General features: G+C 38.4%; 22 protein-coding genes. 13 read left to right on the top strand and 9 right to left on the bottom strand.

Going from position 1 to position 22,651, the window contains the following annotated elements; genetic code table 11:
• Positions 1–58 precede the first annotated feature (58 nt).
• Positions 59–1,387 (top strand): Na+/H+ antiporter NhaA, encoded by a 1,329-nt coding sequence (nhaA, locus tag MLC52_RS02200; RefSeq protein WP_151901033.1) that lies wholly within the window; start codon positions 59–61, stop codon positions 1,385–1,387.
• Here nhaA and MLC52_RS02195 read toward each other — a convergent pair.
• The 3 genes from MLC52_RS02195 to MLC52_RS02185 are packed head-to-tail and all read right to left on the bottom strand — an operon-like array spanning position 1,380 to position 4,099.
• Complete coding sequence (locus tag MLC52_RS02195; RefSeq protein ID WP_434581091.1) at positions 1,380–2,660, bottom strand: GGDEF domain-containing protein; 1,281 nt, start codon at positions 2,658–2,660, stop codon at positions 1,380–1,382. The genes nhaA and MLC52_RS02195 overlap by 8 nt on opposite strands.
• A 3-nt stretch (positions 2,661–2,663) precedes the next feature.
• Positions 2,664–3,713 (bottom strand): dipeptide epimerase, encoded by a 1,050-nt coding sequence (locus tag MLC52_RS02190; RefSeq protein ID WP_434581089.1) that lies wholly within the window; start codon positions 3,711–3,713, stop codon positions 2,664–2,666.
• Positions 3,710–4,099, bottom strand: a complete 390-nt coding sequence (locus MLC52_RS02185; RefSeq protein ID WP_230973262.1) for a hypothetical protein — start codon at positions 4,097–4,099, stop codon at positions 3,710–3,712. The genes MLC52_RS02190 and MLC52_RS02185 overlap by 4 nt, the downstream gene beginning before the upstream one ends.
• A gap of 174 nt (positions 4,100–4,273) precedes the next feature.
• Here MLC52_RS02185 and MLC52_RS02180 point away from each other — a divergent pair, with 174 nt between their 5' ends.
• A complete protein-coding gene (locus MLC52_RS02180) occupies positions 4,274–4,591 on the top strand; it encodes a hypothetical protein (protein ID WP_434581087.1) in 318 nt (105 codons plus the stop codon).
• Between the two features lie 174 nt (positions 4,592–4,765).
• Here the strand turns inward: MLC52_RS02180 and MLC52_RS02175 are convergent, their stop codons facing one another.
• The 5 genes from MLC52_RS02175 to MLC52_RS02155 form a co-directional block, all read right to left on the bottom strand.
• On the bottom strand, positions 4,766–5,104 hold the full coding sequence (locus tag MLC52_RS02175; RefSeq protein WP_151901036.1) for a hypothetical protein: 339 nt from the start codon (positions 5,102–5,104) through the stop codon (positions 4,766–4,768).
• Between the two features lie 75 nt (positions 5,105–5,179).
• The gene (locus MLC52_RS02170; RefSeq protein WP_434581085.1) at positions 5,180–8,056 is read right to left on the bottom strand and encodes a putative inorganic carbon transporter subunit DabA; all 2,877 of its coding nucleotides are present in this window, start codon (positions 8,054–8,056) and stop codon (positions 5,180–5,182) included.
• Positions 8,053–8,784, bottom strand: a complete 732-nt coding sequence (locus MLC52_RS02165; RefSeq protein ID WP_346389320.1) for a hypothetical protein — start codon at positions 8,782–8,784, stop codon at positions 8,053–8,055. The genes MLC52_RS02170 and MLC52_RS02165 overlap by 4 nt, the downstream gene beginning before the upstream one ends.
• Positions 8,781–10,391, bottom strand: a complete 1,611-nt coding sequence (locus tag MLC52_RS02160) for a proton-conducting transporter transmembrane domain-containing protein (protein WP_151901039.1) — start codon at positions 10,389–10,391, stop codon at positions 8,781–8,783. The genes MLC52_RS02165 and MLC52_RS02160 overlap by 4 nt, the downstream gene beginning before the upstream one ends.
• Before the next feature lie 28 nt (positions 10,392–10,419).
• Positions 10,420–10,815 carry a P-II family nitrogen regulator gene (locus tag MLC52_RS02155; RefSeq protein WP_434581083.1) on the bottom strand — a complete coding sequence of 132 codons (396 nt, stop codon included), beginning with the start codon at positions 10,813–10,815 and terminating at the stop codon, positions 10,420–10,422.
• Positions 10,816–11,540: 725 nt separating this feature from the next.
• Between MLC52_RS02155 and MLC52_RS02150 the strand changes: the two genes are divergently transcribed.
• From MLC52_RS02150 to MLC52_RS02100, 11 genes are all read left to right on the top strand, one after another.
• On the top strand, positions 11,541–12,110 hold the full coding sequence (locus MLC52_RS02150; RefSeq protein WP_151901043.1) for a carbon monoxide dehydrogenase beta subunit family protein: 570 nt from the start codon (positions 11,541–11,543) through the stop codon (positions 12,108–12,110).
• A 4-nt stretch (positions 12,111–12,114) separates the two neighbouring features.
• The gene (locus MLC52_RS02145; protein ID WP_346389318.1) at positions 12,115–13,317 is read left to right on the top strand and encodes a transketolase C-terminal domain-containing protein; all 1,203 of its coding nucleotides are present in this window, start codon (positions 12,115–12,117) and stop codon (positions 13,315–13,317) included.
• 1 nt (position 13,318) lies between these two features.
• Positions 13,319–14,188 (top strand): thiamine pyrophosphate-dependent enzyme, encoded by an 870-nt coding sequence (locus tag MLC52_RS02140; protein WP_346389317.1) that lies wholly within the window; start codon positions 13,319–13,321, stop codon positions 14,186–14,188.
• A complete protein-coding gene (locus MLC52_RS02135) occupies positions 14,188–14,889 on the top strand; it encodes a 2-oxoacid:acceptor oxidoreductase family protein (protein WP_346389316.1) in 702 nt (233 codons plus the stop codon). The genes MLC52_RS02140 and MLC52_RS02135 overlap by 1 nt, the downstream gene beginning before the upstream one ends.
• Before the next feature lie 95 nt (positions 14,890–14,984).
• Positions 14,985–15,977 carry a GTP-binding protein gene (locus MLC52_RS02130; RefSeq protein WP_346389571.1) on the top strand — a complete coding sequence of 331 codons (993 nt, stop codon included), beginning with the start codon at positions 14,985–14,987 and terminating at the stop codon, positions 15,975–15,977.
• Positions 15,978–16,431: 454 nt separating this feature from the next.
• The gene (locus MLC52_RS02125; RefSeq protein WP_346389315.1) at positions 16,432–17,109 is read left to right on the top strand and encodes a carbon monoxide dehydrogenase beta subunit family protein; all 678 of its coding nucleotides are present in this window, start codon (positions 16,432–16,434) and stop codon (positions 17,107–17,109) included.
• A gap of 12 nt (positions 17,110–17,121) precedes the next feature.
• Positions 17,122–18,306 (top strand): transketolase C-terminal domain-containing protein, encoded by a 1,185-nt coding sequence (locus MLC52_RS02120; protein ID WP_346389314.1) that lies wholly within the window; start codon positions 17,122–17,124, stop codon positions 18,304–18,306.
• A gap of 12 nt (positions 18,307–18,318) precedes the next feature.
• On the top strand, positions 18,319–19,227 hold the full coding sequence (locus tag MLC52_RS02115) for a thiamine pyrophosphate-dependent enzyme (RefSeq protein WP_346389313.1): 909 nt from the start codon (positions 18,319–18,321) through the stop codon (positions 19,225–19,227).
• Position 19,228: 1 nt separating this feature from the next.
• Entirely contained in the window at positions 19,229–19,939 is a 711-nt protein-coding gene (locus MLC52_RS02110) for a 2-oxoacid:acceptor oxidoreductase family protein (RefSeq protein WP_151901052.1), read from the top strand.
• 385 nt (positions 19,940–20,324) lie between these two features.
• The gene (tig, locus tag MLC52_RS02105) at positions 20,325–21,581 is read left to right on the top strand and encodes a trigger factor (RefSeq protein ID WP_434581079.1); all 1,257 of its coding nucleotides are present in this window, start codon (positions 20,325–20,327) and stop codon (positions 21,579–21,581) included.
• A 7-nt stretch (positions 21,582–21,588) separates the two neighbouring features.
• Positions 21,589–22,233: a leucine-rich repeat domain-containing protein gene (locus MLC52_RS02100; protein WP_434581077.1), complete on the top strand. Its 645-nt coding sequence runs from the start codon at positions 21,589–21,591 to the stop codon at positions 22,231–22,233.
• Here the strand turns inward: MLC52_RS02100 and MLC52_RS02095 are convergent.
• On the bottom strand, positions 22,226–22,501 hold the full coding sequence (locus tag MLC52_RS02095) for a GNAT family N-acetyltransferase (protein ID WP_346389311.1): 276 nt from the start codon (positions 22,499–22,501) through the stop codon (positions 22,226–22,228). The two genes, MLC52_RS02100 and MLC52_RS02095, sit on opposite strands and share 8 nt — an antisense overlap.
• Positions 22,502–22,651: the final 150 nt, after the last annotated feature.

Genomic DNA, 22,651 nt, shown 5'->3' with positions numbered 1-22,651 from the left:
ATTTCAACTTATTCTTATTTAGTGTTATAATTGATCTCTGATATTTAAGGAATGGCAAATGAAGTTATACGCACCGTGGGAAAAAGCTTTTGAAAAAATTTCCACTCCTTTGGAAAATTTCATTCATGCACAAACAACTACGGGACTTATTTTATTTTTTACAACTATTCTTGCTCTTATACTGGCCAACTCACCTTTTTCCGGACTCTATTATGATATATTTCATACGCCCATATCTGTTTCTATAGGTTCATGGAAACTTTCACAGTCACTCAGCCATTGGATAAATGACGGACTGATGACCTTCTTTTTCTTTTTGATAGGACTTGAAATCAAACGGGAAATTCTCATCGGAGAACTCTCAAATATCAAAGTTGCCATTTTGCCTATTTTTGCAGCTGTCGGCGGTATGGTTTTTCCTGCACTCATATATATGAGCATCAACACAGACGGTCCCGGTGCAAACGGCTGGGGCATACCAATGGCCACAGACATAGCATTTGCCATCAGTGCCTTGGTGATTTTAGGACGCAGAATTTCTCCGGCACTTGTTACATTCCTGATTGCGCTTGCTATTGTAGATGATCTTGGGGCCGTTGTAGTTATTGCACTTTTTTACACCGAACAAATTCATATTCTCCCTCTTTTTCTGGCAGGTTTGTCATTTTTCATTATGGTGGCCTTTAACCGTTTTGGCATTCACATGCTTTTGCCCTATCTCATTGTAGGCATTTTTATGTGGCTGTTTATGCTCGAATCAGGTATCCATGCGACAATTGCCGGTGTTATTGCCGCTTTTGCAATTCCCTCCAAGCCCAGCTATACTCCTTTGGATTTTACAACACATACCAAAAATCTGCTTGACGAATATGACAATTATCCCATTGCCACCGATCACACAATGCATGAAAAACAAAGAGCCCTTTTGCAAAACCTCAAAGACAGAATTGACTTGGTAAGTTCTCCTGCTTTGAGGCTTGAGCATGCGCTTCACCTTCCTATAGGACTCTTTGTCATTCCTCTTTTTGCACTTGCAAATGCCGGTGTCAGTTTGGATTTTACATCATTTAGTCAAAGTCTAGCCAATCCTGTCTCCCTGGGTATAGTATCTGGGCTTCTGCTGGGCAAGGTCATTGGTATATTCGGGGTTTCTTACCTGAGTGTGAAGCTCGGCATTGCCAGACTGCCGCATAACAGCAGCATGAGTCAGCTGTTTGGTGTTGCCATTTTGGGCGGTATTGGTTTTACGATGAGTATTTTTGTCGCTGATTTGGCCTTTGCAGGCAACAGCACACTGATTTTTCAGGCAAAAACAGGAATACTGCTGGCTTCATTGCTTGCAGGTTTTTTGGGCTTTGTCTGGCTGAGATTTGTTGTCTCTAAATAGCCTCAATCGTGTTTCTTCCGTTCTCTTTGGCACAGTAAAGCATCTTATCCACAATCATTACATATTCGTCAAGCAGGGTATGCCTGTATACTTTATCAGGCTTAATCCACATAGCCCCCATGCTTACAGTGGCCTGTAACTTTTGTCCATCCGATTCAAGTACCGCGGCTTCAAAAGCCTGGCGTATCTTTTCCAATACTTTGAAACCTGCCTCTTTTTGTATGGCTGAGAGAATTATCATAAACTCTTCGCCTCCGTATCGGATGACAATATCAGAAGTTCTGATATGCTTTTTGACAATTTCAACAAAAAAATGCAACATTTTATCTCCGGCGACATGTCCGTAGGTATCATTTATATTTTTAAAATAATCCAAATCACACATTGCAAGAACAAAAGAGTTCCCCGTGGCATAAGAGAGTTCGTATTGGGTTTTAAATATCAGTTCCAGGGAATTTCGATTGAGCGCACCTGTCAGATTGTCCTTGGTCATTTTTTTATTCATCTCGATATTGTCAATAAGTGCCAACTCTGTACCGATGCTCAAAGAGATAAGCTCACATTTTTCCAAATAGGAGATAAGTACATGATACTCCGATGTTTTTAAATTTACAAATATTTTCTTTGCAAACATATGCAAATCATTATGCAACCGTGTCAGAGCCTTGAGCTTTGAATTGTTTTGGATGATTTTTTTTGCACTGTTGTGCAGCCAGTGTCCAAATTCACACTGCATCCCGTCAAGTTCGGGAAAATCATTTTTGTCAAAACTGTTAATATGTTTTGCCAAATCATTCAGCCAGTTTAAATGCGCTTCATAATGTTTTATGATAATGTCTTTGTCCAAAAGATCAGATAAAGAACTGAGCCGATTATTATTGACCGTATAAATTTCCTGTGTATATCTTGAGAGATAAATATAGGCAACACCATTGTTTATCTCTTTAAACAGGGATATGAGATTCAAAATTTTATTACTCTCAATATTTTGCGCAATTCTGGATAACAAAAGGTTTTTCAGCCCGTATATTTCGTTGGTCATAATAATGTAGGGAACATTCATCGAAATTTTATACATTGCCAGCTCTTTGTAGAGAGTATTTATATCATTCGAAGTGAATGACTGATGAAATAAATTAATAATTCGCAGATAAAACTTTTTTATCACCTGCTCACAGGCATATGATTCTATACAGGTTAAATATCTGTCTCTGAGTTCGGTATAAATCAGCTCCGAATCACCCTCTAAAACCCCGGAAAAATCATATTTCATTTCTCAACCTTTATAAATGTTCGAACCTGCAAGACTCTGTATTGTGTTGCGTATTATACCAAATTCTCCCAAAATCTCAGGCGTATCTTTATACAATAAAGGAGAGTCCAAGTCTACATACTTTACAACATCTCTGTATGCAAAGGCAAGACAAAGAGCCGCATGTATGGAGACAGGTCCCTCCAGCATAGACCCCAGCATACACTCTATGTTGTTGGATCTGGCATACTCCAAAATCTCCTGTGCCCTGCTCACACCGCCGCACTTCATCAGTTTGACATTTATCATATCGGCACAGCCCTCTTCATACACTTTTTTTACATCTTCAAGAGTAAATACCGCTTCATCCGCAAGAATGGGAACAGTGCTTTTTTGGGTTATTGTTTTGAGGCTCTGTAAATCATCTGCAACTACAGGCTGTTCAATCAGGCTTACATGTAATCCCGCTACCGCCTCAACATAGTACAGTGACTGTTCAAGATTCCACGCCTGGTTGGCATCTATGAGCACCTCTGCATCTACAAGCGTTTCACTAATCATTTTTGTAACTGCAACAGCATGCTCCAGATCACTGCCAAGCTTTACTTTTAAAATATGAAATCCATTGTCAAAAGCTTTTTTCGCATCTGAGAGCATTATGTCTGCATCATTGAGACTGACAGTAATATCGGTAAAAATCAGAGAAAAATCTTTTGTACCGAGATACTGTAACAGTGTCTGATTATTCTGTTGTGCCAGCAAAGAGACAACTGCCATATCAAGAGCGGCTTTTGCACTCGAACCCATTGTGCTGCCATGGATTACATGTAAAGCCTCACCCGGCGTCAGACCAAGCAAGGCATCTTGCAACCCGCCAATCGCATTTGCAATGCTTTGCAGATCTTCTCCTGTAACTGCTTTGGTGGCAGGCGCTTCACCGTAAGCATAAAGACCGTTATCACATGTAATCCTTAGCCGTATAAACTCAACATTTTCCACCCGTCTGAGTGCTGTGACAAACGGCGTTTTCAGTGCTCTTTTCTTTATCTGTCTTTCTATCTTCTGTATTTTCACACTGAGGCCATATAGATAAAAAACGGATAAAGCAAAAGCCCTGCATACGGCAAATACGGTCCAATGGGAGTCAGCAATACCTGGGCAAACTCTTTTGATATCTCTTTTTTTATAAAAACCTGATCAATCATAATAATTTTACTTACAATATCAGCAGTTTTAAAAGAGAGTAATGCCAAAGCATAGGGATTATAGTGGGTATAAAACAAAAACCAGACGGCAAAATAAAAGGTCGGGTGCATAATCAGAAAAAGAAGAACATTTTTATGATAATAGCGGTACATCCGTGCCAACATGTCCATAAGTGTCCCAGCCTTTTGCCACTGCACTTCATAAAATTCCAAAAGCATATACAGCACAATAAAGACAATAAGATAATCCTGCATCAAATTTCACTCACTTTTTTTGTAAGTATAGCAAAAGACTGTAAAAGTAATTTTACCTGTTTGCTATTCAGCTTTTCTTTATCTACTATCATATATTATACAAATTCAAAAATAAAAACAAATATATTTAATAATTTTTGTTTTTATTATTTTATCACAATAAAAGGATTATATATGACAAAAAAAATTGGTTTAGCCTTAACAGCGATAACACTGACAATGGGATTTAGTGGATGTGCACATAAAATGATTGCAACTCCTGCAAATATGGTTTATGATGGAAATCAAGTAGATTATTCAAAAATTGACACGTTAAAAAAATCAACCTTATGCTATAAATTAGGAGATGCAGATAAAGACACAAGTATTATTACTGCAGCAAGAAATGCTCAAATTTCAAAAATAAAACATATTGATACAGAATTTAAATATAAAACATTTTTACTGTGGGATTATGACCGACAATCCTGTATTACAGTTTACGGAGAGTAAGAAAGCTTTCAAAAAATTTGACGTTTGCTTGGAACCCGGGGTTTAACCCAGCCCTTAGTCTTCAAAGGCACAAAGCCGCTACTTCTCGGAATCGGTACTTTTTATGCTAAAGCATGACTTGTGAGAAAACTAAATTTTTTTCTGGAGTGCCGGTTCCAAAAAAGATGCCTGGCTTTAAAAATCAGAACTTGGAGTGCTGCAGTTTTCTTTTCCGTTTGGTGTGCTTTCACTTGCGTCAAATCCGATGGTTACACCGCTTCTTTGCACCAGGTCTCTTGCATCCTCGATATCTTCATCTTCGTCTTCCACAGGTCTTACAGTACTGTGAATGATGATTTTGTCACCGTAATCTACAGCCTGAAAAAAGTGTTTCATGCAAAACTCTTGATTCATACGACACTCTAACACTCTTGCCTTGTTGATCATGTCTTCTCTTGAATCAAATGTCATATTGTTTTCAAACCCGCTTTTTTTAAAGCAACTGCATTCTTTGTCAATTTCTATTGTATACATTAATATTTCCTTTGTATAGAGTAATCTCTGTTTATATCACTTTGCGCTTAAAAGTATGGTTAAGAAAACATACTATTAAAACTCTTTTATAACTTTAAAATCACCTGATTCATACGAATATACCTTCTTCGCTTTTTTGTCAATGATAACAGGTCGTATCCACTCATTTAAAATAAACTCTTTGGCCACCGAATTTTCAACCGCCTTGCCCACTGCTTCCAAAGGGGCTTCCATGTAGGTGAGCAGTCTTACCGGTTCGTGATAGGCTTTACCCTCCAGCATAACAGATTGCGTAGGAAGTCCTATTTTAAGGTCACCGTAATTACCGTTAAAAACCCCGACTTTGGCAACAATATTGTGGTAGACTTTGGAACCTGCTCCATAAACGGCATTGTCTACCGTAGAAAAATAGTGTTCCATGTTGATCCACTCACCTACAATAAGAGGTCCGTTGAAAATTTTTGTCAGAATATCCGCATTTTCATTATCCAAAGAAGCCTCATACGAGTGCATAAAGAGTCTGTTTTTAAATGCCATATGTTTTATAGAACTTCTTGGACCGGCAAAAACACCCATATTTCCTGCCAATCCCCACTCCGGCCTTGGTTCTGACCAGTCCATTGATTTTACAATGATATCTTCCTGGCTATTTGTATACGGCAACTGGGTGATTCTCTCCTGACGCGAAATTTTTGAAGCTTCTTCAAAATCCTTCATAACTTTTGTAAATTTTGTCATCTCTTCTTGCGTTAGGATATCTGTATCATAAAACTTTATCTCATCTGTACTCGTTACATGTAAAGCCGGCATAAACTTGACATCATCCGGAATGACAATCCCTTTTTGGGCAATGGCCTCTCTTACATCTTGCGAGTTGGCTATCATACAAAGAGCTCTGTTGTTTGGCAAACTGCTGCTCCCGCCACATGCGCCACAGTCAAGTGCCGACTCAAACGGATTGTTGTCCGAAACACTTTGGTGTCCACAGAGAATGACGAACTCGGCAAAATTATCCACTTGGCCTATCATCATTAAAAAACTGTACAGATATTCTACTTTCTCTTCAAGAGTAAATCCGACCATTTTGAGTTTGTTCTTCTGATACTCATAATCTTTTCGTGTTATTTTATACTTTGTGCGCAGTTTTTCCAGCAACTCTTTTGGAATATCCAGTGACAACTCTTCTTCAAAAACCAAATGATCGCGAATGGCCTGAATCTCTTCTGCCGTGTACTCCTGCGATGCACTGTTTTTCAAAGCTTCTACAATCACATATCTGTGCATTTTATTGACATACATTTCTATCTCTTGATCTGAGAGTTTGTCCAGAGTATATGTGGTTTTAGGTTTTTGTGCCTTAAAGCCGGACAAAAACCTGTTTGTTTTTCTTGGAGAAAATGTTTTTCCAAAAAGGTTTATTCCGAAGATCCAGCCGATTGCCTCTACCATTATATAAGGAGTATAAGGATTGTTTTTCAGATCACTTAAAACTTTTTTCGTAGTTTTGTTCATAATTTTTTTCGAACTGTACTCTTCATGCGCTTCTTTTGGCAGTTCAAATATAATATTGCCGGGTTTTACCACCGCCGGACATAAAAACTGTTCATGCGCCTTGTCAAACTCCACAAAGGCAATAGGAAAACCTAAAAAACCTCCTGCCCCGTATGTTACATAACTGCCTCTGCTCTCAAGAGATCTTCTCATCAGTTCCGAACGCACGTCCAGACAAAATGTGGCAGAAGCCAGAGGCCTCTGCCCATTAGCTGTTTGAGTCAGTTTCATCTCATCAATAAAAGCATGAATATAGCTGTCTTCAAGGGACTTCAGCCAGATATATCCCTCATGGGAGCGTAATGTTTCCATGATTTTTGCCAACTCTGTCAAGGCAATCTCTTTATTGTTCAGCTGGGCACTTGAGAGGTGTACCTGTTTGGCATCAAGTTTGAGTTCATCCTGCACATAGTTTTCCAAAATCTGCTCATAATTTTGATGTTCCTGTATAGCATCTATATATTTGCCGGGCAGATCCCCTTTTGCCTGCAGTATTTTCAAAATGACACAGGCACTGTTTTTTTGCACAAAAGAGTCCAGCAATTCAAAGTTCTTGATTTGTCTGTGCTGAAGGTAGGCAAGCTCAAAATAGAGTCTGATAGCCATATAGTCCATCAGTGATGACGGATACTCCTGCTGTGAAAAATAGTCAGGATCCTCGGAACGGTACTTTATAAACCCTGCCCATCCGTGCAGTTTTAAAATATGCGCCAGTAGATACTGCTCAACATTTTTCACTTTCAGCTTTTGAAGGGTCTCATTTACAAAAGATTCGGAATCCTTGGCATAGTCAAAGTTTTCATACAGTTTGAATGTTTCAAACATTCCCAGTTCTCTGTTTGGCATAGTGATGGTTGTCTGTTCCTCATCCAAAAACCTGGTGATATACTCAATAATATCTTTTTCTATCATCTCTTTGTCATCACGATCAAAAAGAATATCATTGATCTCATAGAGTGTCATATGCTTTGTCAGTTTTTCTATCCACTTTTCTTTATTGTGATAGAAAAACTTTTCATCAAGATATGCCAACAGATCTTCATCAATTTCATGTTCGTTTAAATCTGCAGTACTTCTAAGACTGTTCCATTTTGGATTGACTTCTATCAGACATTTTTTTGCCAGATCATAATGTTCTTGCAATCCGTCACTTTTGAGTATCTCTTTTAAGTTTGCTTCGAGCAAATCAGAATTGATTTTGCCTTCTTTGTAAAGATTCAGATAATACGACGGCTGCATGTAAACATTCCCGCCAAAGATACTCTGCGCCTTGGCCACTCCCTCTTTAAAATGGAGATGTTCAAAACCTTTTAAAGGGTTGTGATGAATAAATGCACCGATTGGCCAGTAATGGGGTACCGTTGATTTGACAGCATCAAGTTTTTGCATGATTGTACTCATAAAAGCAGCTCCTTCAGTCCATATATACTCAGTCCGAGTAAGACTGTAACAACAGATAAATGCAACAGTTTTTCTCTAAAAGTTAAATCCACATAGTGAATATTTAAATTCGGCTTTCCAAAAAGTGACTTTTCCATAACTCTCATAGCCAAGAAAAAGTTTCCTATAAAAAGCGTTATAACAACTATAGACCAAAGCCCAAACGGTTCCCCCGTAAAGAGATAATTCAAAAAAAAGAGCGAATTGGGAAAGGGAGGATAGAGAGCTATACAAAGCAGATACACAGTGATATAGATGCTCAGATAAGGTGTGGCAAGTGTTATACCTCTTACGGCAAGATAATTTGCACTGCCGTAATTTTTTTCATAAAACCTTCCTATAAAATAGATCCCAAGAAGAGAAACCAGCAAAGAGAGACTGTAAAAGGCTCCCTTGTCTTCAAAAAGCATAAAAAACGGAGCATTTATAAAAACAAAATAGTATCCGAGTTTATAAAAATTTGTTGTTTTTGTAGCCCTGTATATAGTATACAATGCACTGAAAAAAGATATCATGACAAGTGAAGTCGGATGTTCATTTACTATAAAAAAAGAGAGAACAATTGCACATAAAAGCAAAAATCCGCTCAATAAAAAGATACCTTTACTGCCAATCTTCTTGCTTTTTTCCAGGAAAATATAATAAGGAAATCCTGCAGCCAATACAAATAATAAAATACTAGATATCATAGTCTCCCTTTTTTAGAACGCTTAAATATTTCAAAATAGAACCCTTCTTTTGCCAGCAGTTTGTAAAAAAGCCACTTCATTTTATTTGGTTTTATGTCGGCATTCGGAATTTCCACAAAATGCTGTTTATACATAAAGAGCCAGCCAATGGTCATAATGACAGCCAGCATAACCATGGAACTTGCCATCGTCACATTCAGTGTTGCCGCTTTGTAAAAGAGTAAGGCATCCTCACCATATAAAAAATGCTCAAGTGTCAGACCGATAAACTCATAGGTAAACAAAATCAGAACAAATGTACTGACAAGTGCCAGAATGACTTGTATCGAGTCAGATTTTGACACTTTAAAGAATGACAGGAAAAGCTGAGTTCCTGTCAACCAGGCAAAGGCCAGTATAACAATAGCCGCATTAAATTCAAAGAACTCTTCGCTCAATACCATTTTCACACCTATAAAAGCCAGAACAGGCAAAATGGTAAAAATTGCAATAAGATAAAAGAGTCTGTTGCTCCTGTTGCCTGTTTTATCCTCCCAAAATACTTTATAGGAGAGGCGTTCGGGTATATTAGGATCATGCCGGGCATATTTGATCAAAGCGCCTGATTCCAGGAAAAGTGTTGCCTTGAATATACCATGCACAATAAGATGATAGATGGCAAGTGAAAATGCACCCAAACCGATTTCCATGATCATATACCCCATCTGTCCTACAGTAGAGTATCCAAGAGAACGCTTGATATCTGAGACTACCAGCATTAAAGCCGATGCAAATATTGCCGTAAAAAGGCCTACGCCAAAAGCGATATTAAGCACACCCGGAGTCAGCATCAACAGGTAAGCAAGCTTGTTGAGCAGTATACCGCCAACATTGACAACACCGGCATGCATCAATCCCGATACCGGAGTTGGTGCTTCTGAAGTGTAAGGCAGCCAGATATGAAACGGCACTATTGCCGATTTCATCATCGCGGCAATCAAGAAAAGCAGTCCTATAACAAAGATCACAGGATCTTCAACCGGACCCTTGGACATAAGAAGCCACTTTTCGCTCAATGTTGCAAGGTCCAGACTCTGAAATGTTTTATAGGTCAGTATCACGGCCAGTAAAAAAACCAGATCGGCACCTTTATGTATGTACATAGTCCATCTTGCATTTTTTACAGCTGTTTTTGAACCGACATTAAATGAAACAAGCAAATACAGACCGATACTCATCAGTTGCCATGCCAGAGCCAAAACAATCAGATTGTTACTCATAACCAGTAAATATATTGACGCAAAAATAAAGTTCAAAAGAATGAAAAATCTTTTATACCCTGCTTCGTCCCACATGTATTTCGTAGCATATTTACGAATGACGAGACCAAGAATTGCAACATAGGGTACCAAAACAGCTGAAAGCTGATTATATATAAGCAATCCGCCAAATCCCGTGATTTGTGTATCATTACTTATGACATAATACGCTCCGTACAGTCCGAGCAAGGCTATCATACTCGACAAAATAAGACTGATTTTCGGAATAAACTCTTTTTTCTTCACAAAAATCAGCAAAAATGCTATTACAATAGGAATACCCGGAATGAGCAGTATAATTTTTTCCATTAAAACTCCTGTTTTCTAATGCAGATATTTAGCTCGCCGGTGTATCAATAGCACTAAAAGTATCTAAATCAATATCATTCGATCTTTTTTTGTTTTTCACTATAGTCTTTTGCAGAGCATCCAAATCTCTTTCACCTGTACGGATACGTTCAACCTCCAACACAGGCACGACCCAGATTTTTCCTGCACCGTGATCTATATCCTGTGCATTTGCACGAATAGCCTCCATTGCTTTGTCTTTATATATCTTGTTGGGAACTATAACAATAACCATTACCTTTTCTGTCAATTCGGTTTCTGTACCGTCCCAGCAACCTTTTCCTAATACTCTTGTTACAGTAACACCCTGTATTCCCTCATCTTCTAAGCCATGCAACACATCATTAAGTGCTGACGGATCTATAATACTATTAACCTGAACCATATGGAACCCCTTTTTGTTTATATGGCAGCAATTTAAACATTATAACTTTTAAGCTCGGCTAAAAATAGAATCAGTCACAGATTACTACAGCTAATATTTAGGTTAAATCTCACTATACAGCCATTTGAGATAATCTGGCTATCCTAAGTGCTACATATTGTAACACCAATATATCCTCATTGCTTCAAAAAGTAGCATAAGACCCGGCAAAACAACTTATTTGTGCAGGTTTATTGTTTTACAAAAAATATTTATCTCATAAATTAAAGAGAATTTAAAGGACTTTCCAAGTAAACTCCCAACTGAAAACATAAAATGTTGCTGATAAAAAGTATATTTCTATATTTTTTGATGCCGCAAAATTGATAAAGATACTTAGAATTGATTGAATTTTCAATAGACTGGTATTTTATGTTTAAGTCATTTATAGGAGAAAAAATGTATTATGTAGCAAAAGTTAATGCTGACATGTGTGCAGAGTACAAGTGTAATACATGTACTCTGTATTGCCCGGAAGCAAATACACTCATGTTCGATAAAAGCGGAAATACATCTTGGGTTGATGTAGACAGATGTAAAGGGTGTGCATTATGTGTATACGTATGTACTGATATGCTCAATCGTGATTGTATTACGATGGAAATGCCTAACGTTGAAGCAGTCTAAGTCTAAGTTTTAGATTTAAGTAAAAAATAGAGTAAAATAAAAAAATCATAGGAGAACTTATGGCAAACCAAGGTCCTGCGTATTATTCACCATATCCTGCGGCTACGTATGAAGGTGTAATAACACCACCAGAAGGAAAAGCACTTTTATTAGAAGATGTGGTAGATGAAGAAACGGCAATGAGAGAAATTGCAAAACAGATGTTGACAAAAGAAAATGCAACAATTTTCCCCGGTCCACAAGTACTTTACGCATGGAGCGATGAAGCAAAAAGAAAAGCAACTCTTATCAAAGAGATGGCAGAAGTTCTGAATGCGAACATGATTCCAATGTATGACTACAGACCAAAATATCCAAAAATTGATGCTGAAGTTGAGATCAATCCAAATCATCCAAACTTGACGATTTGGGAAAACAAAATCAAAGCAGCAATTTTTATCGGTGTTCACTGTCATTATGCAAATGTTGCATTAAAGATTGTTAGAGCAGAAACAGACTGTTACACTATAGCAATGTGTGCTTTATCCGGACATGAAGATGCAATGGCTACTATTAGAGACCAACATGCTTCTGATCTTGAAAAGTTCATCAAAATAGCTAAAGAAGTTAAATCAGAGTTGGGAGTATAAAACAATGAGTAAACGAAGTGATATGACAAACACACACAACTGGTCTGGACAAAAATTAGTTTCAACAGACTATTTGCTTTTCGAAGCTCCTAGAGAGAAACACTTCATGACTGGTTCTGAAGTTTTAAAAGAAGCAATGAAAAGATGTACGGTAGATGCCTCGGTATCCTACCCAATTACACCGCAGTCAGAAGCAGCACACCTTATCGGTGAATTATGGGCTGAAGGGTATGTCGGTACTTATTTTAGAGGGGAAAACGAATTTGGTGTAATGTCTGAAGTTGCAGGCTGTGCAATGGCAGGCGCCAGAACAGTGACAACAACTTCCGGACCGGGAACACTCAGAGCGATGGAAAACTTTCCTCAGTGGTCTGGAACAAGAATCCCCTGTCAACTGGTTTTAATGGCCCGTGGTATTAACTCGCCACTGACTATTCAACCTGACAACCTGGAAGTTTCTTTTATGCTTGAAACCGGATGTATGATTTGGTATGCTGAAAATGTTCAAGAACTTTTCGATATGTCAATTGCAGCATTTACAGTAGCTGAAAAGCCTGATGTACATGTTCCGATTATTACAGTTGTTGACGGTTTCTTTGTATCACACACAAGAGAGGCAGTTATGCTTCCGGCTGATGATATAGCATTAGAGCCGTATGATCCGTACAGAGCTCCGTTGCCTCCGATTGATTCTGAAACACCTCCGGGACGTTTCTTAAGAGATCCATTTGTAATGAAGTCTAACTATATTTCGTATGCAACACACGCTTCTTGGCAGTGGGAAGTACGATCAGCGGTAGAGCGTTCACGCCCTTATGCAGAGCATTACTTGAAAGGTCTTATTCACATTACCGGAGAAGATGATGCAGAAATTGCATTCGTAACATGCGGAACGGCATCAAATCAGGCAAAAGAAGCACACAGAGAGCTTATGAAACTTGGTATCAAAACAAAAGTTATCAAGCTAAGAACAATCAGACCTTTCCCTGCGAAAGAACTTCTTGCAGCTGTTGAAGGTATCAAACACATATTTGTACCTGAATTCAATGTTGTCGGATGGCTGGAAAAAGAAGTAAGAAAAGAACTCTACAACAAGTGTGAAGCAGACATTATCGGCGGACCGAGAGTTGCTGGCGGTATGAGTATGCCTGCTGAAGCAATTATTGCGGAAGTAATGGAAAAAATCAACCCGGGAAAAGGAGCATAAGATGGCATTAGATATCTATAAAATAAATCCAGAATTTCGTGATATTATGCCTCAAGAGATTATAGATCTTGAGGAAAAAGCTACATGGTCAGTCAAAATGGACAAACCGCGTGGTATCAAAGAACTTCCTGACACAAAAGAGTTGCTTGAAGAGCATTCACTCTGTGCCGGTTGTCCTGAAGCGGCTGCTCTGAGATATGTATTATCTGCACTGCCAAAACCGGAAGATACTATTATTGTAAACTCTACGGGTTGTACATCTTTAATGTTCCCGCATATCGCGCTTCATACTGTGCACTCACTTTTTGGTAACCAAAATGCGGTTGCATCAGGAATCAAAAGAGTGCTTGACTGGAGATTTCCGGATATTGAGAAAGATGTTGTTGTTTTAGCCGGAGACGGTGCTACTGTTGATATCGGTCTTGACTATACACTTCAGTCTTTCTTTAGACAGGAAAATATCACTACAATCTGTTTTGATAATGAAGTCTATGCAAATACCGGAGGACAGGAGTCTGGTGCTACAGCCAAAGGACAGGTCTTTAAAATGGCGCCTCTTGGTAAAAAGTTTGACAAAGTTCCTATGTGGGAATTGGCAACGACTTCAGGATGTCACTACTCTGTAAACATGACAGCTTCTGCTCCAAAAGCAGTTGCCAAAGCAGTCAGAGAAGCGATCTTGGTTGCAAGAGAAATCGGACCGACTTTCCTTAATATTTACACACCGTGTATTCTTGAAATCGGTTTAAGTGCAAATGAAGGCCTTGGTGAGATGAAAGATCAGGATAAAGACAGATTTGCATCTTACAAACATGTTTCACCAGAAGCAGAAGAATTTTTGAAAAAATGTAAAGAAGAAGGGCGTATATAATGGCAAAAGATTCAATAAAAATCAGAATGCCTGGCCTTGGCGGCCAAGGCGCGGTAACAGCAGCACACATTGCTGCTACAGCTGCAGATACAGAAGGTTACTATGCTGTATCAAATCCGTTTTTTGGTGCTGAAAAGAGAATGGCGCCATCTGAAAGTTATGCAAGAATAGGGACAGTGCCTATTTATGACAGAGGGGAAGTTATTTACCCTGATATCATTATGATTTTTCACCCGCAGGTTATTACTATGGGTAAATCATACACAATGCCTTTTTATGCCGGTATCAAAGAAAACGGCCTTGTAATCATCAACAGTGACAGAGATCTTTTGACTGATGATGATAAAAAAACATTGAGTGATTTGAATGTAAAAGTGCTTACAAAAGACTTTACTCAGTTTGCTATTGATATGGCAGGAACTGAACTTGCAACAAACATGGCAATGCTTGGAGCGCTTTTTGGAGCTTTGGGCACTGTAAGCAAGCCGGCTATTGAAGAGGGAATCAAAGACAGATTCCTGAAAAAATATACAGCTTCCGGCGGTACGGCTACACTTGACTCGGTTATTGAGAAAAAGTTCAAGAAAAAGAAAGAACTTATTCAAAAAAATCTTGATACTGCTTCAGCAGCATTTGACTTGACAGTTGATTGGTGTAAAGAAGTCGGATTTGAACAGATTTTAGAATCTCCAAAAAAATAGTCATAATGTAACTACTGTTATTCAACACAGTAGTTACTTTTTCCAAAATATACTATAATACTCCAGAACAATTTGTTCTATACAAACATAATTCCATATCATTAAAGGAAGATCCCATCATACAGTCATTTATAATTACAGGATTTTTAGGTGTTGGTAAAACTACCATGCTTACAAATACTGTCAAAAAATATTTTAAAGATAAGAAAATAGCAATAGTTGTCAATGAATTTGGTGATGTAGGAGTTGACAGTAAAATTCTTACAAATGTACACAGTGAGGTACTTGAAATTTCCGAAGGGTGCATTTGCTGTAAATTGGCACAGGAATTTGAAAGCGGTGTGAGTGAAATTATCAGCAAATACAGTCCTGACATAATTTTTGTAGAAACCTCCGGTGCATCAGAACCTTTTCCGATTTTCCTCTCTTTGCAGAACCTCGGTATATCAATAGAGGGCATTATATGTGTTGTCGATACAAAAAACTTTGATACATACAAAGAGAACTCTACCGCAAAGTATCAGTTGGGCGGTTCAAACATTATCATACTCAATAAAGTCGATTTGGTAACACCTGCACAGCTTGAAGAGGTAAAAAAAGAGGTTATACAGATTAAAGAAGAGTATAACATTAAAAACAATCTCACAGGAGAGACGGTATTTAACAACTATATGATTCATTATGCCCAGCAGGGTCTGGTAAACAAAGAGGTATTTGAAGGCGTTTATAAAATAGATGAAGTCATCGGCCTGGCAAAAGACTACAAGCATCTTGATCATACCGGCAAAGACTCTATCACCCAAAAAGTAGCCTATCTCAAAGACAATGTGGCATTTAATGATATAGACCAGCTCCTCAGTGCCCTTCCTAAGAGCATCTACAGGACAAAAGGTATTGTAAAAGTGACTGATGTCGCCAATCCTATATTTATCAATTACTCCTTTGGTGATGCCAGCTATGAAGAGTTACCGGAGTATAAAGAAAAATCACTCTTAATCTTTATCGGTGAGAGCATAGAAGATGATATAAAACTACTCAGTCAAAAATTTCCTTTTTTGGTTCTTCCCCAATTCAGTATAAATAAGTAATTTATACTGTGTAAATTCTACACACCTTTCTTTATGCTTTCTCTCCTAACTCCCTGCAGATACTAAAATTCCAATAGCGTCTACAGGGGAAATAGGCGAAAAAGTTACAGAATTTTTCCAAAAAATTAATCTTGATAAATTAAATAATTTTTTTATGTTTACTTTAAGAGTAAAGACAAAGAGAAATTATACCCCCTGTAGCCTCCTATATGCGGAGCTCTGTTTTCCCTGCTTATTTGGAATCCTTATCTTATAAATAATAATATAAAATGCTAATAATAATAATTCGCAAATTCAACTAGATGAAGGAAGATAGTCTTAAGATTAAAATATAGTTACTAAGCTTAACTGCGTGTTAGGGCATTTCGATGTAATTTATCGAAACTTTTTCGTATTCGTACTAAATAAGGAGGTAACAATGTTAAAAAAAGTAACAGAAGGTCCGGCTGGGTATATGCCTCAATCGGCACCATATATGGGAGTTGAACTTGCACCTGAAGGGCAGGCTTTGCTTTATGGAAATAAAGTAAGTGAAGAAGAGGCTATGAGAGATGCAGCAAGAGCATTGCTGACTCGAGATAACCCGACAATTTTCCCTGGTCCACAAGTATTATGGGACTGGAAAGATGATGTAGCTGCAAAAGCAGAAGCGCTTTTAGAGCTGGCGTCTGAAATTCCAAACTGTAAAATTATTCCAATGCCGGATTACAGACCAAAGTATCCAAAAATCGATGTGAAGGCGGAGATTAATCCTAATCACCCTAACCTGACGATTTTGGATAACAAGATCAAAGCGTGTGTTTTTGTCGGTGTACACTGTCACTATGCAAATCTTACTCTTAGAATGATACGTGCAGGTACTGACTGCTACACTGTAGCATTATGTGCCTATATGGGTCATGAAGAGGCTATGGCATCAATCAGAGACCTTCATGCAGACGATATTCACAAATTTAAAGAGATTGTGATTGAAGAAAGAAACAAACTAGGCATTGAGTGGGAAACTACTTTACCACCTGAAAATCCATCTTTACCTAAAGAAGATTTGACTACATTATCACCTGCTGATTATGGTGAGTACAGAAGTCTCATCATGACAAGAAAAGGTGAACATGTTACTGAAGTTGAATAAAGGAGATAATCAATGAGTCCAAATCCAGAAAAAAAATTAGAAAAAACATTAGTAGATATTAACTATCTGTTAAAAGAAGCTCCGAGAGAAAAGCACTTTATCACAGGTGCGCAGGCAATGGCAGAAGCTGTTAAAAGAGCAAGTGTTGATATGGCAATCGCCTACCCTATTACACCACAGTCAGAGGTAATGCACCTTGTAGGTGACATATATGCGCAAGGCCACATTAAAGAGTACTACAGAGCTGAAGAAGAGCTTGGTACCATGTCTGCTATTGCAGGTGCTGCAAGAGCGGGTGTACGTCTTTTTACAGCTACTTCAGGACCGGGACTGCTTCGCGGTTTGGAAGCTATTGTTTCTTGGCCAGGTCACCGTGTTCCGGCTGTCCTTGGAATATTGACACGTGTTATCAATGCACCGTTGTCTATTCAGCCTGATAATATCGAAATGGCATATATGATGCATTGTGGTGCCGTAATGTTACATGCTGAAAATCAGCAGGACACATTTGACTTCACTTTGGCAGCCTTTGCTATTGCTGAAAAAGTTGATGTATACATTCCTGTTGCAGTTGCTACTGAAGGTTTCTTCGTAACACACGCAAAAGGTTATGTTGACATGACTCCGGAAGATATGGCACTGATTGAATTTGATCCGGTAGCTGCACCGGTTCCTGCGATGGACAATGAAACTCCACCTGCAAGAATCCAGCGTGATGCTCCTGTTCAAAAGTCAAACTTTATGTCTTACCTGATTCATGCTGTATGGCAACAGGAAATCTGGGATTCAAACAAACGTGCAATGAAATATATCTATGAATATCTTGGCGGACCGATTGAAGTGAAAAATCCTGAGTCTGAAGTATTCCTTATCGCTTCTGGCTGTGCAGCTGCACAGGCAAGAGAAGCATGGAGATATGCACAGGAAGCAGGTTTAAGCGTTGGTTTAATCAAAGTAAGAGCTATCAGACCGTTCCCGATTGATGAGATCAGAGATGCAGTGAAAAATGCAAAATCTATCATCGTCCCTGAACACAATATTATCGGCTGGTTATGTAAAGAAGTAAAAGCGGCGATTCCAAATGGCGGAATTGTTACAGAGGGACCAAGAGTATACGGTGGTATGACACTTCCGGTTGAGTTGATTATGAAAGAAATTCATAACTCACTTGGCTTAGAATACGACCTAAAACTATAAAAAGGAGATAAAATGAGTTTAAAATATATAACTCCGGCAGAGAGATTTAAAAAATATCTACCAAAAGATTATGTAGAGCTAGTTGACTACGGTCCGTTTGGAAAAACACAAGAAGAAGCCGGACCAGGTAATATGGGGCAGTTTAAAGAGCTCGTTGAAGAGCATCCGATGTGTTCTGGTTGTTGGATGGCATACTACATCAGACTGATTTTTGCTTCACTTCCAAATCCGGAAGATACAGTAACACTGGGTACAGCCGGTTGTGGCCGTTTGGCTATTTCTCAGGCTGCGGTACCGTTTATCTATGGTAACTACGGTGACCAAAATGCTATGGCATCAGGATTAACACGTGCGTTCAGATTACGTTTTCCTGATAAAACAAAAGATGTTATTACTATTGCCGGTGACGGTGGTACTATGGATATCGGATTCTCAATGACTATGCACTCATGGATTCGTGGCGAAAAATTCACGACTATCATGCTTGACAATGAAGTTTATGGAAATACAGGCGGACAATCTTCTGGAATGTCTCCAAAAGGTGCTGTTCTTAAAATGGCTCCAAAAGGAAAAGACTTCGGTAAAATGCCGGCAACAGAGCTTGCCAGAGCAGCCGGTTGTGTCTATACTGTAAGAATGTCTCCGACAAACATCAAAAAAGCGGCTAAGATTATCAGACGTGCAATCTTTGTTGCAAGAGAAGTCGGACCGACATTTATTCATGCATATACATCATGTAATATCGAATATTCAATTCCTACGCATGAAGTGTTTGCTGATGCAAAAGCACAGGAAAAAGATCGTTTTACATTTGAAGAATACATGACTGATGAAGCAAAAGAAGTCATCGAACGTGTAGAAGCTGAAGAAAAAGCAGCAAGAATGGCAAGAAAAGCTCAAAAAACAGAGGCGGTAAATTAATATGGCTGATAAAACAAGAAAAAAAAGATATAACATACGTATTTCCGGATTAGGCGGACAAGGTGTTGTAACTACTGCTCACATCCTTGGTTCAACAATGGATAATGCAGGTCAATATGCATCTTTGGTACCGTTTTTTGGTTCTGAAAAAAGAATGGCACCTGTTGAGGCTTATGTAAGAGCTTCAACAGAGCCGATTTATGAAGTTGGTGAAGTTGTATATCCTGATATTATCATGATTTACCACTCACAGGTTGTAACACACGGTAAGTCTTATACAATGCCGTTTTATACAGGTCTTAAGCCTGACAGTTTGATTATCATCAACTCTGAAGTAAATGTACTTGATGAAGATGATGTAAAAGTTTTAAAAGACTTAAGAGCTACTGTTGTTCAGTTTGATGCAACAAAACTTGCACTTGATACGGCAGGAACAGAGCTGGCAACAAATATGGCAATGATGGGTATGATGCTTGGACTTATAAACCTTGTCAGTATTGAAAACATTGAAACAGCGGTAAAAGAGAGATTCCTGGGAACATCATTTGTATCTTCAGGCGGTACAGCTATGCTTGACTCTGCAATAGAGAAAAAGTTTAAGAAAAAAGAAGAGTTACTCCAAAAAAATATGGATGTAATCAGCAAGACTTTTGAAATGGCAAATTCTATCGATTTGGATACTGCTGATTTAATTATTAAGTTCGACATATAAAAGGATAATAAATGTATTATGTAGCAAAAGTTAATTCTGACATGTGTGCCGAGTACAAGTGTAATACCTGTACTCTGTATTGCCCGGAAGCCAATACACTCATGTTTGATAAAAGCGGAAATACATCTTGGGTTGATGTAGACAGATGTAAAGGGTGTGCATTATGTGTGTACGTATGTACTGATATGCTCAATCGTGATTGTATTACGATGGAAATGCCTAACGTCGAAGCAGTATAATTTCTGTATATATAGGTCATCCTTTAGGGATGGCTTATACCCTCTTAAAATTTAAAAAATCTTTTATTATTTATCCAATTCCTTATAAAAAGTTACTTTTAGACAATAATGTTAAAATAATATAATTAAAAATCAAAAGGACCATAGTGGAAGTCTCAGTAAAAAAAATCGATGATATTAACTTTATCTTGAGTGGTACAATCGAAAACAATATAATAGAAAACAAAGTGGCAGAATTTAAAGAAAAATTAACACAAAAGACAAATAACGATACGTCAAAAAGTGAAAATATTGAGCAGGAAGCAGCAGGCGAAGTTTTCAAAGAATTCATCAATACCGGCATCAAAAAAGCAAATATAGACATAGATACTATTTTGGGACAACCGCTCCTGAAAAAATATGAACAGCAGGAGAACAATGTCTACTTCGAGGTCGCGCTCTCAACAAGTCCTCAAATCAATACAGATATAGACTATAACGATATCATCCCCGACTTCACAAAGCCAAAAGCCGATCCTGCAGCAGTGGAGGCCAAACTTCAGGAGTTTGCACAACAGCAGGCTCCCTTTACCAAAATAGACAAACCGCGGGCAGTAAAAGCAGGTGATGTTGCTGTCATCGACTTTGCCGGTTCTATTGATGGAAAACCGTTTGAAGGCGGCAGTGCAGAAAAATTCAACCTGAAAATCGGCTCCCAATCATTTATTCCTGGTTTTGAAGAACAGATAATCGGAATGGAGTATGGCGAGGAGAGAACCATTACCGTAACCTTTCCGGCAGACTACCAGGCAGAAGATCTGGCAGGAAAAGAGACTAAATTTGCTGTCAAACTTCATGAAATTCAACAGCAGGAAGCCCAAACACCCGATGATGCTTTTGCCCAAAAAATTCTAAGCGATCCCTCTGCAACGCTTGACACACTCAAAGAAAAATTTGCAGACCAGATTATATCCGAAGAACTTTCACAACTGTATATGCAGGAGCTTAAGCCAAAAATAATAAATGCTTTAAATGAAAAATTTGATTTCACACTGCCTGAGAATATCGTCGAGCAGGAGATAGATGCAAAAGTGCGCGAAAAAACAAAAAACTACACAGAAGAAGAGCATAAACAGTTCCTTGAAGACAAAGAGAAATTTCTTCAGCTAAGAGAATCTGTGCGTGAAGATGCCAAAAGAGTTGTAAAAACTGCCCTTATCGTTGAAGCTTTGGCAAAAAAAGAAGGAATAGATGTTCATATACAGGAAGTGCATGCCGCACTTGGCTATCAGGCAATGATGACAGGCCAGGATGCCCAGGAACTTGTAAAGTACTATGAAGAGAACAATCTTATGACATCTGCCAAAATGGGTCTTACCGAAGATAAACTTTTTGGAAAACTCCTGGGGTTTCATAATCAGTAAAGATCCAATGATTCAAAAAATCTGGGACTGGGCTGATAAAAACAATATATCCGATTTAGAGTGGATAGCGCATGATTCCTATCTCAAAGGTGGCTATTTCAGAGGACTTCCGAGAGACAAAGAATCATTGCTCGGACTGCAGGAGCTCAATCTTCTTGGCAGTCAGCTTTCAGACTTGCCGCCGGAAATAGCCTGTCTTAAGAATTTAAAAAAACTTTATATGCTGGGAAACCGGTTGAGGAAACTGCCCCCGGAGACAGGCCTTCTGACACAGCTTGAAGAACTTTATCTTGCAGGGAATCAATTGGAAGAACTGCCAAAAGAGATAGGGTCTTTAAAAAATCTGAAACTGCTTCTTTTGCAGGAAAACAGACTCTCAGGCATACCAAAAGAGATCGCTTCGCTCAAAAATTTAAAAACATTGGAACTGGGCGCAAATCAGCTTTCATCCCTTCCTGCTGAAATCGGACAATTGACAAATTTAACCAAGTTGACTTTCTGGAAGAATCGGCTGAGCACCCTGCCTGACGAGATTGAAAATCTGCTAAACCTGGAAGAGCTGGACTTCACTTACAACAGGCTTTCATTAACCCAAGGGCATGCCCAGTGGCTGGACAGGCTTATGCAAAAAGGCTGTTGTGTTTCTATATAAACAGGTGGCTCTTGTCAGGATTTTTTTCCTGATATTTGACAATATACGAACATTGCGCCACAGCTTTTTTATTCTCTTTTTCTATCTCTTTGAGCACATCTTCAAGCAAAGCTTTTGCAAGACCTTTTCCCGCCAGCTCTTGCGGTACAATAGTATGTGTCAAGTGCATCTTGCCATCCTGATCATCATATGTTATATAAGCCACATGTCCCTCTATATGGTATTCGTATCTGCACTCATCTGGATTGTGAATTAAAGTATTTGACATCTCTTTTCCTTTTTTTCCTATAATTTTATCATGCTAAATTTAAAAAGAAACTACCCTGTCAATTACATAAATTTCACAACCTTTATATAAGCCTAAGAAATGAAGATGTTTTCTTCTTTAACTTCAAATTACTGTAGTTTTATCTAAAAT

It is taken from the genome of Sulfurimonas sp. NW15 (assembly GCF_051132285.1).
In the GTDB taxonomy this organism is placed as follows: Bacteria; Campylobacterota; Campylobacteria; order Campylobacterales; family Sulfurimonadaceae; genus Sulfurimonas; species Sulfurimonas hydrogeniphila.
Note: the sequence above shows the minus strand (reverse complement) of the source record. Positions and strands in the feature narration are given on the sequence as shown.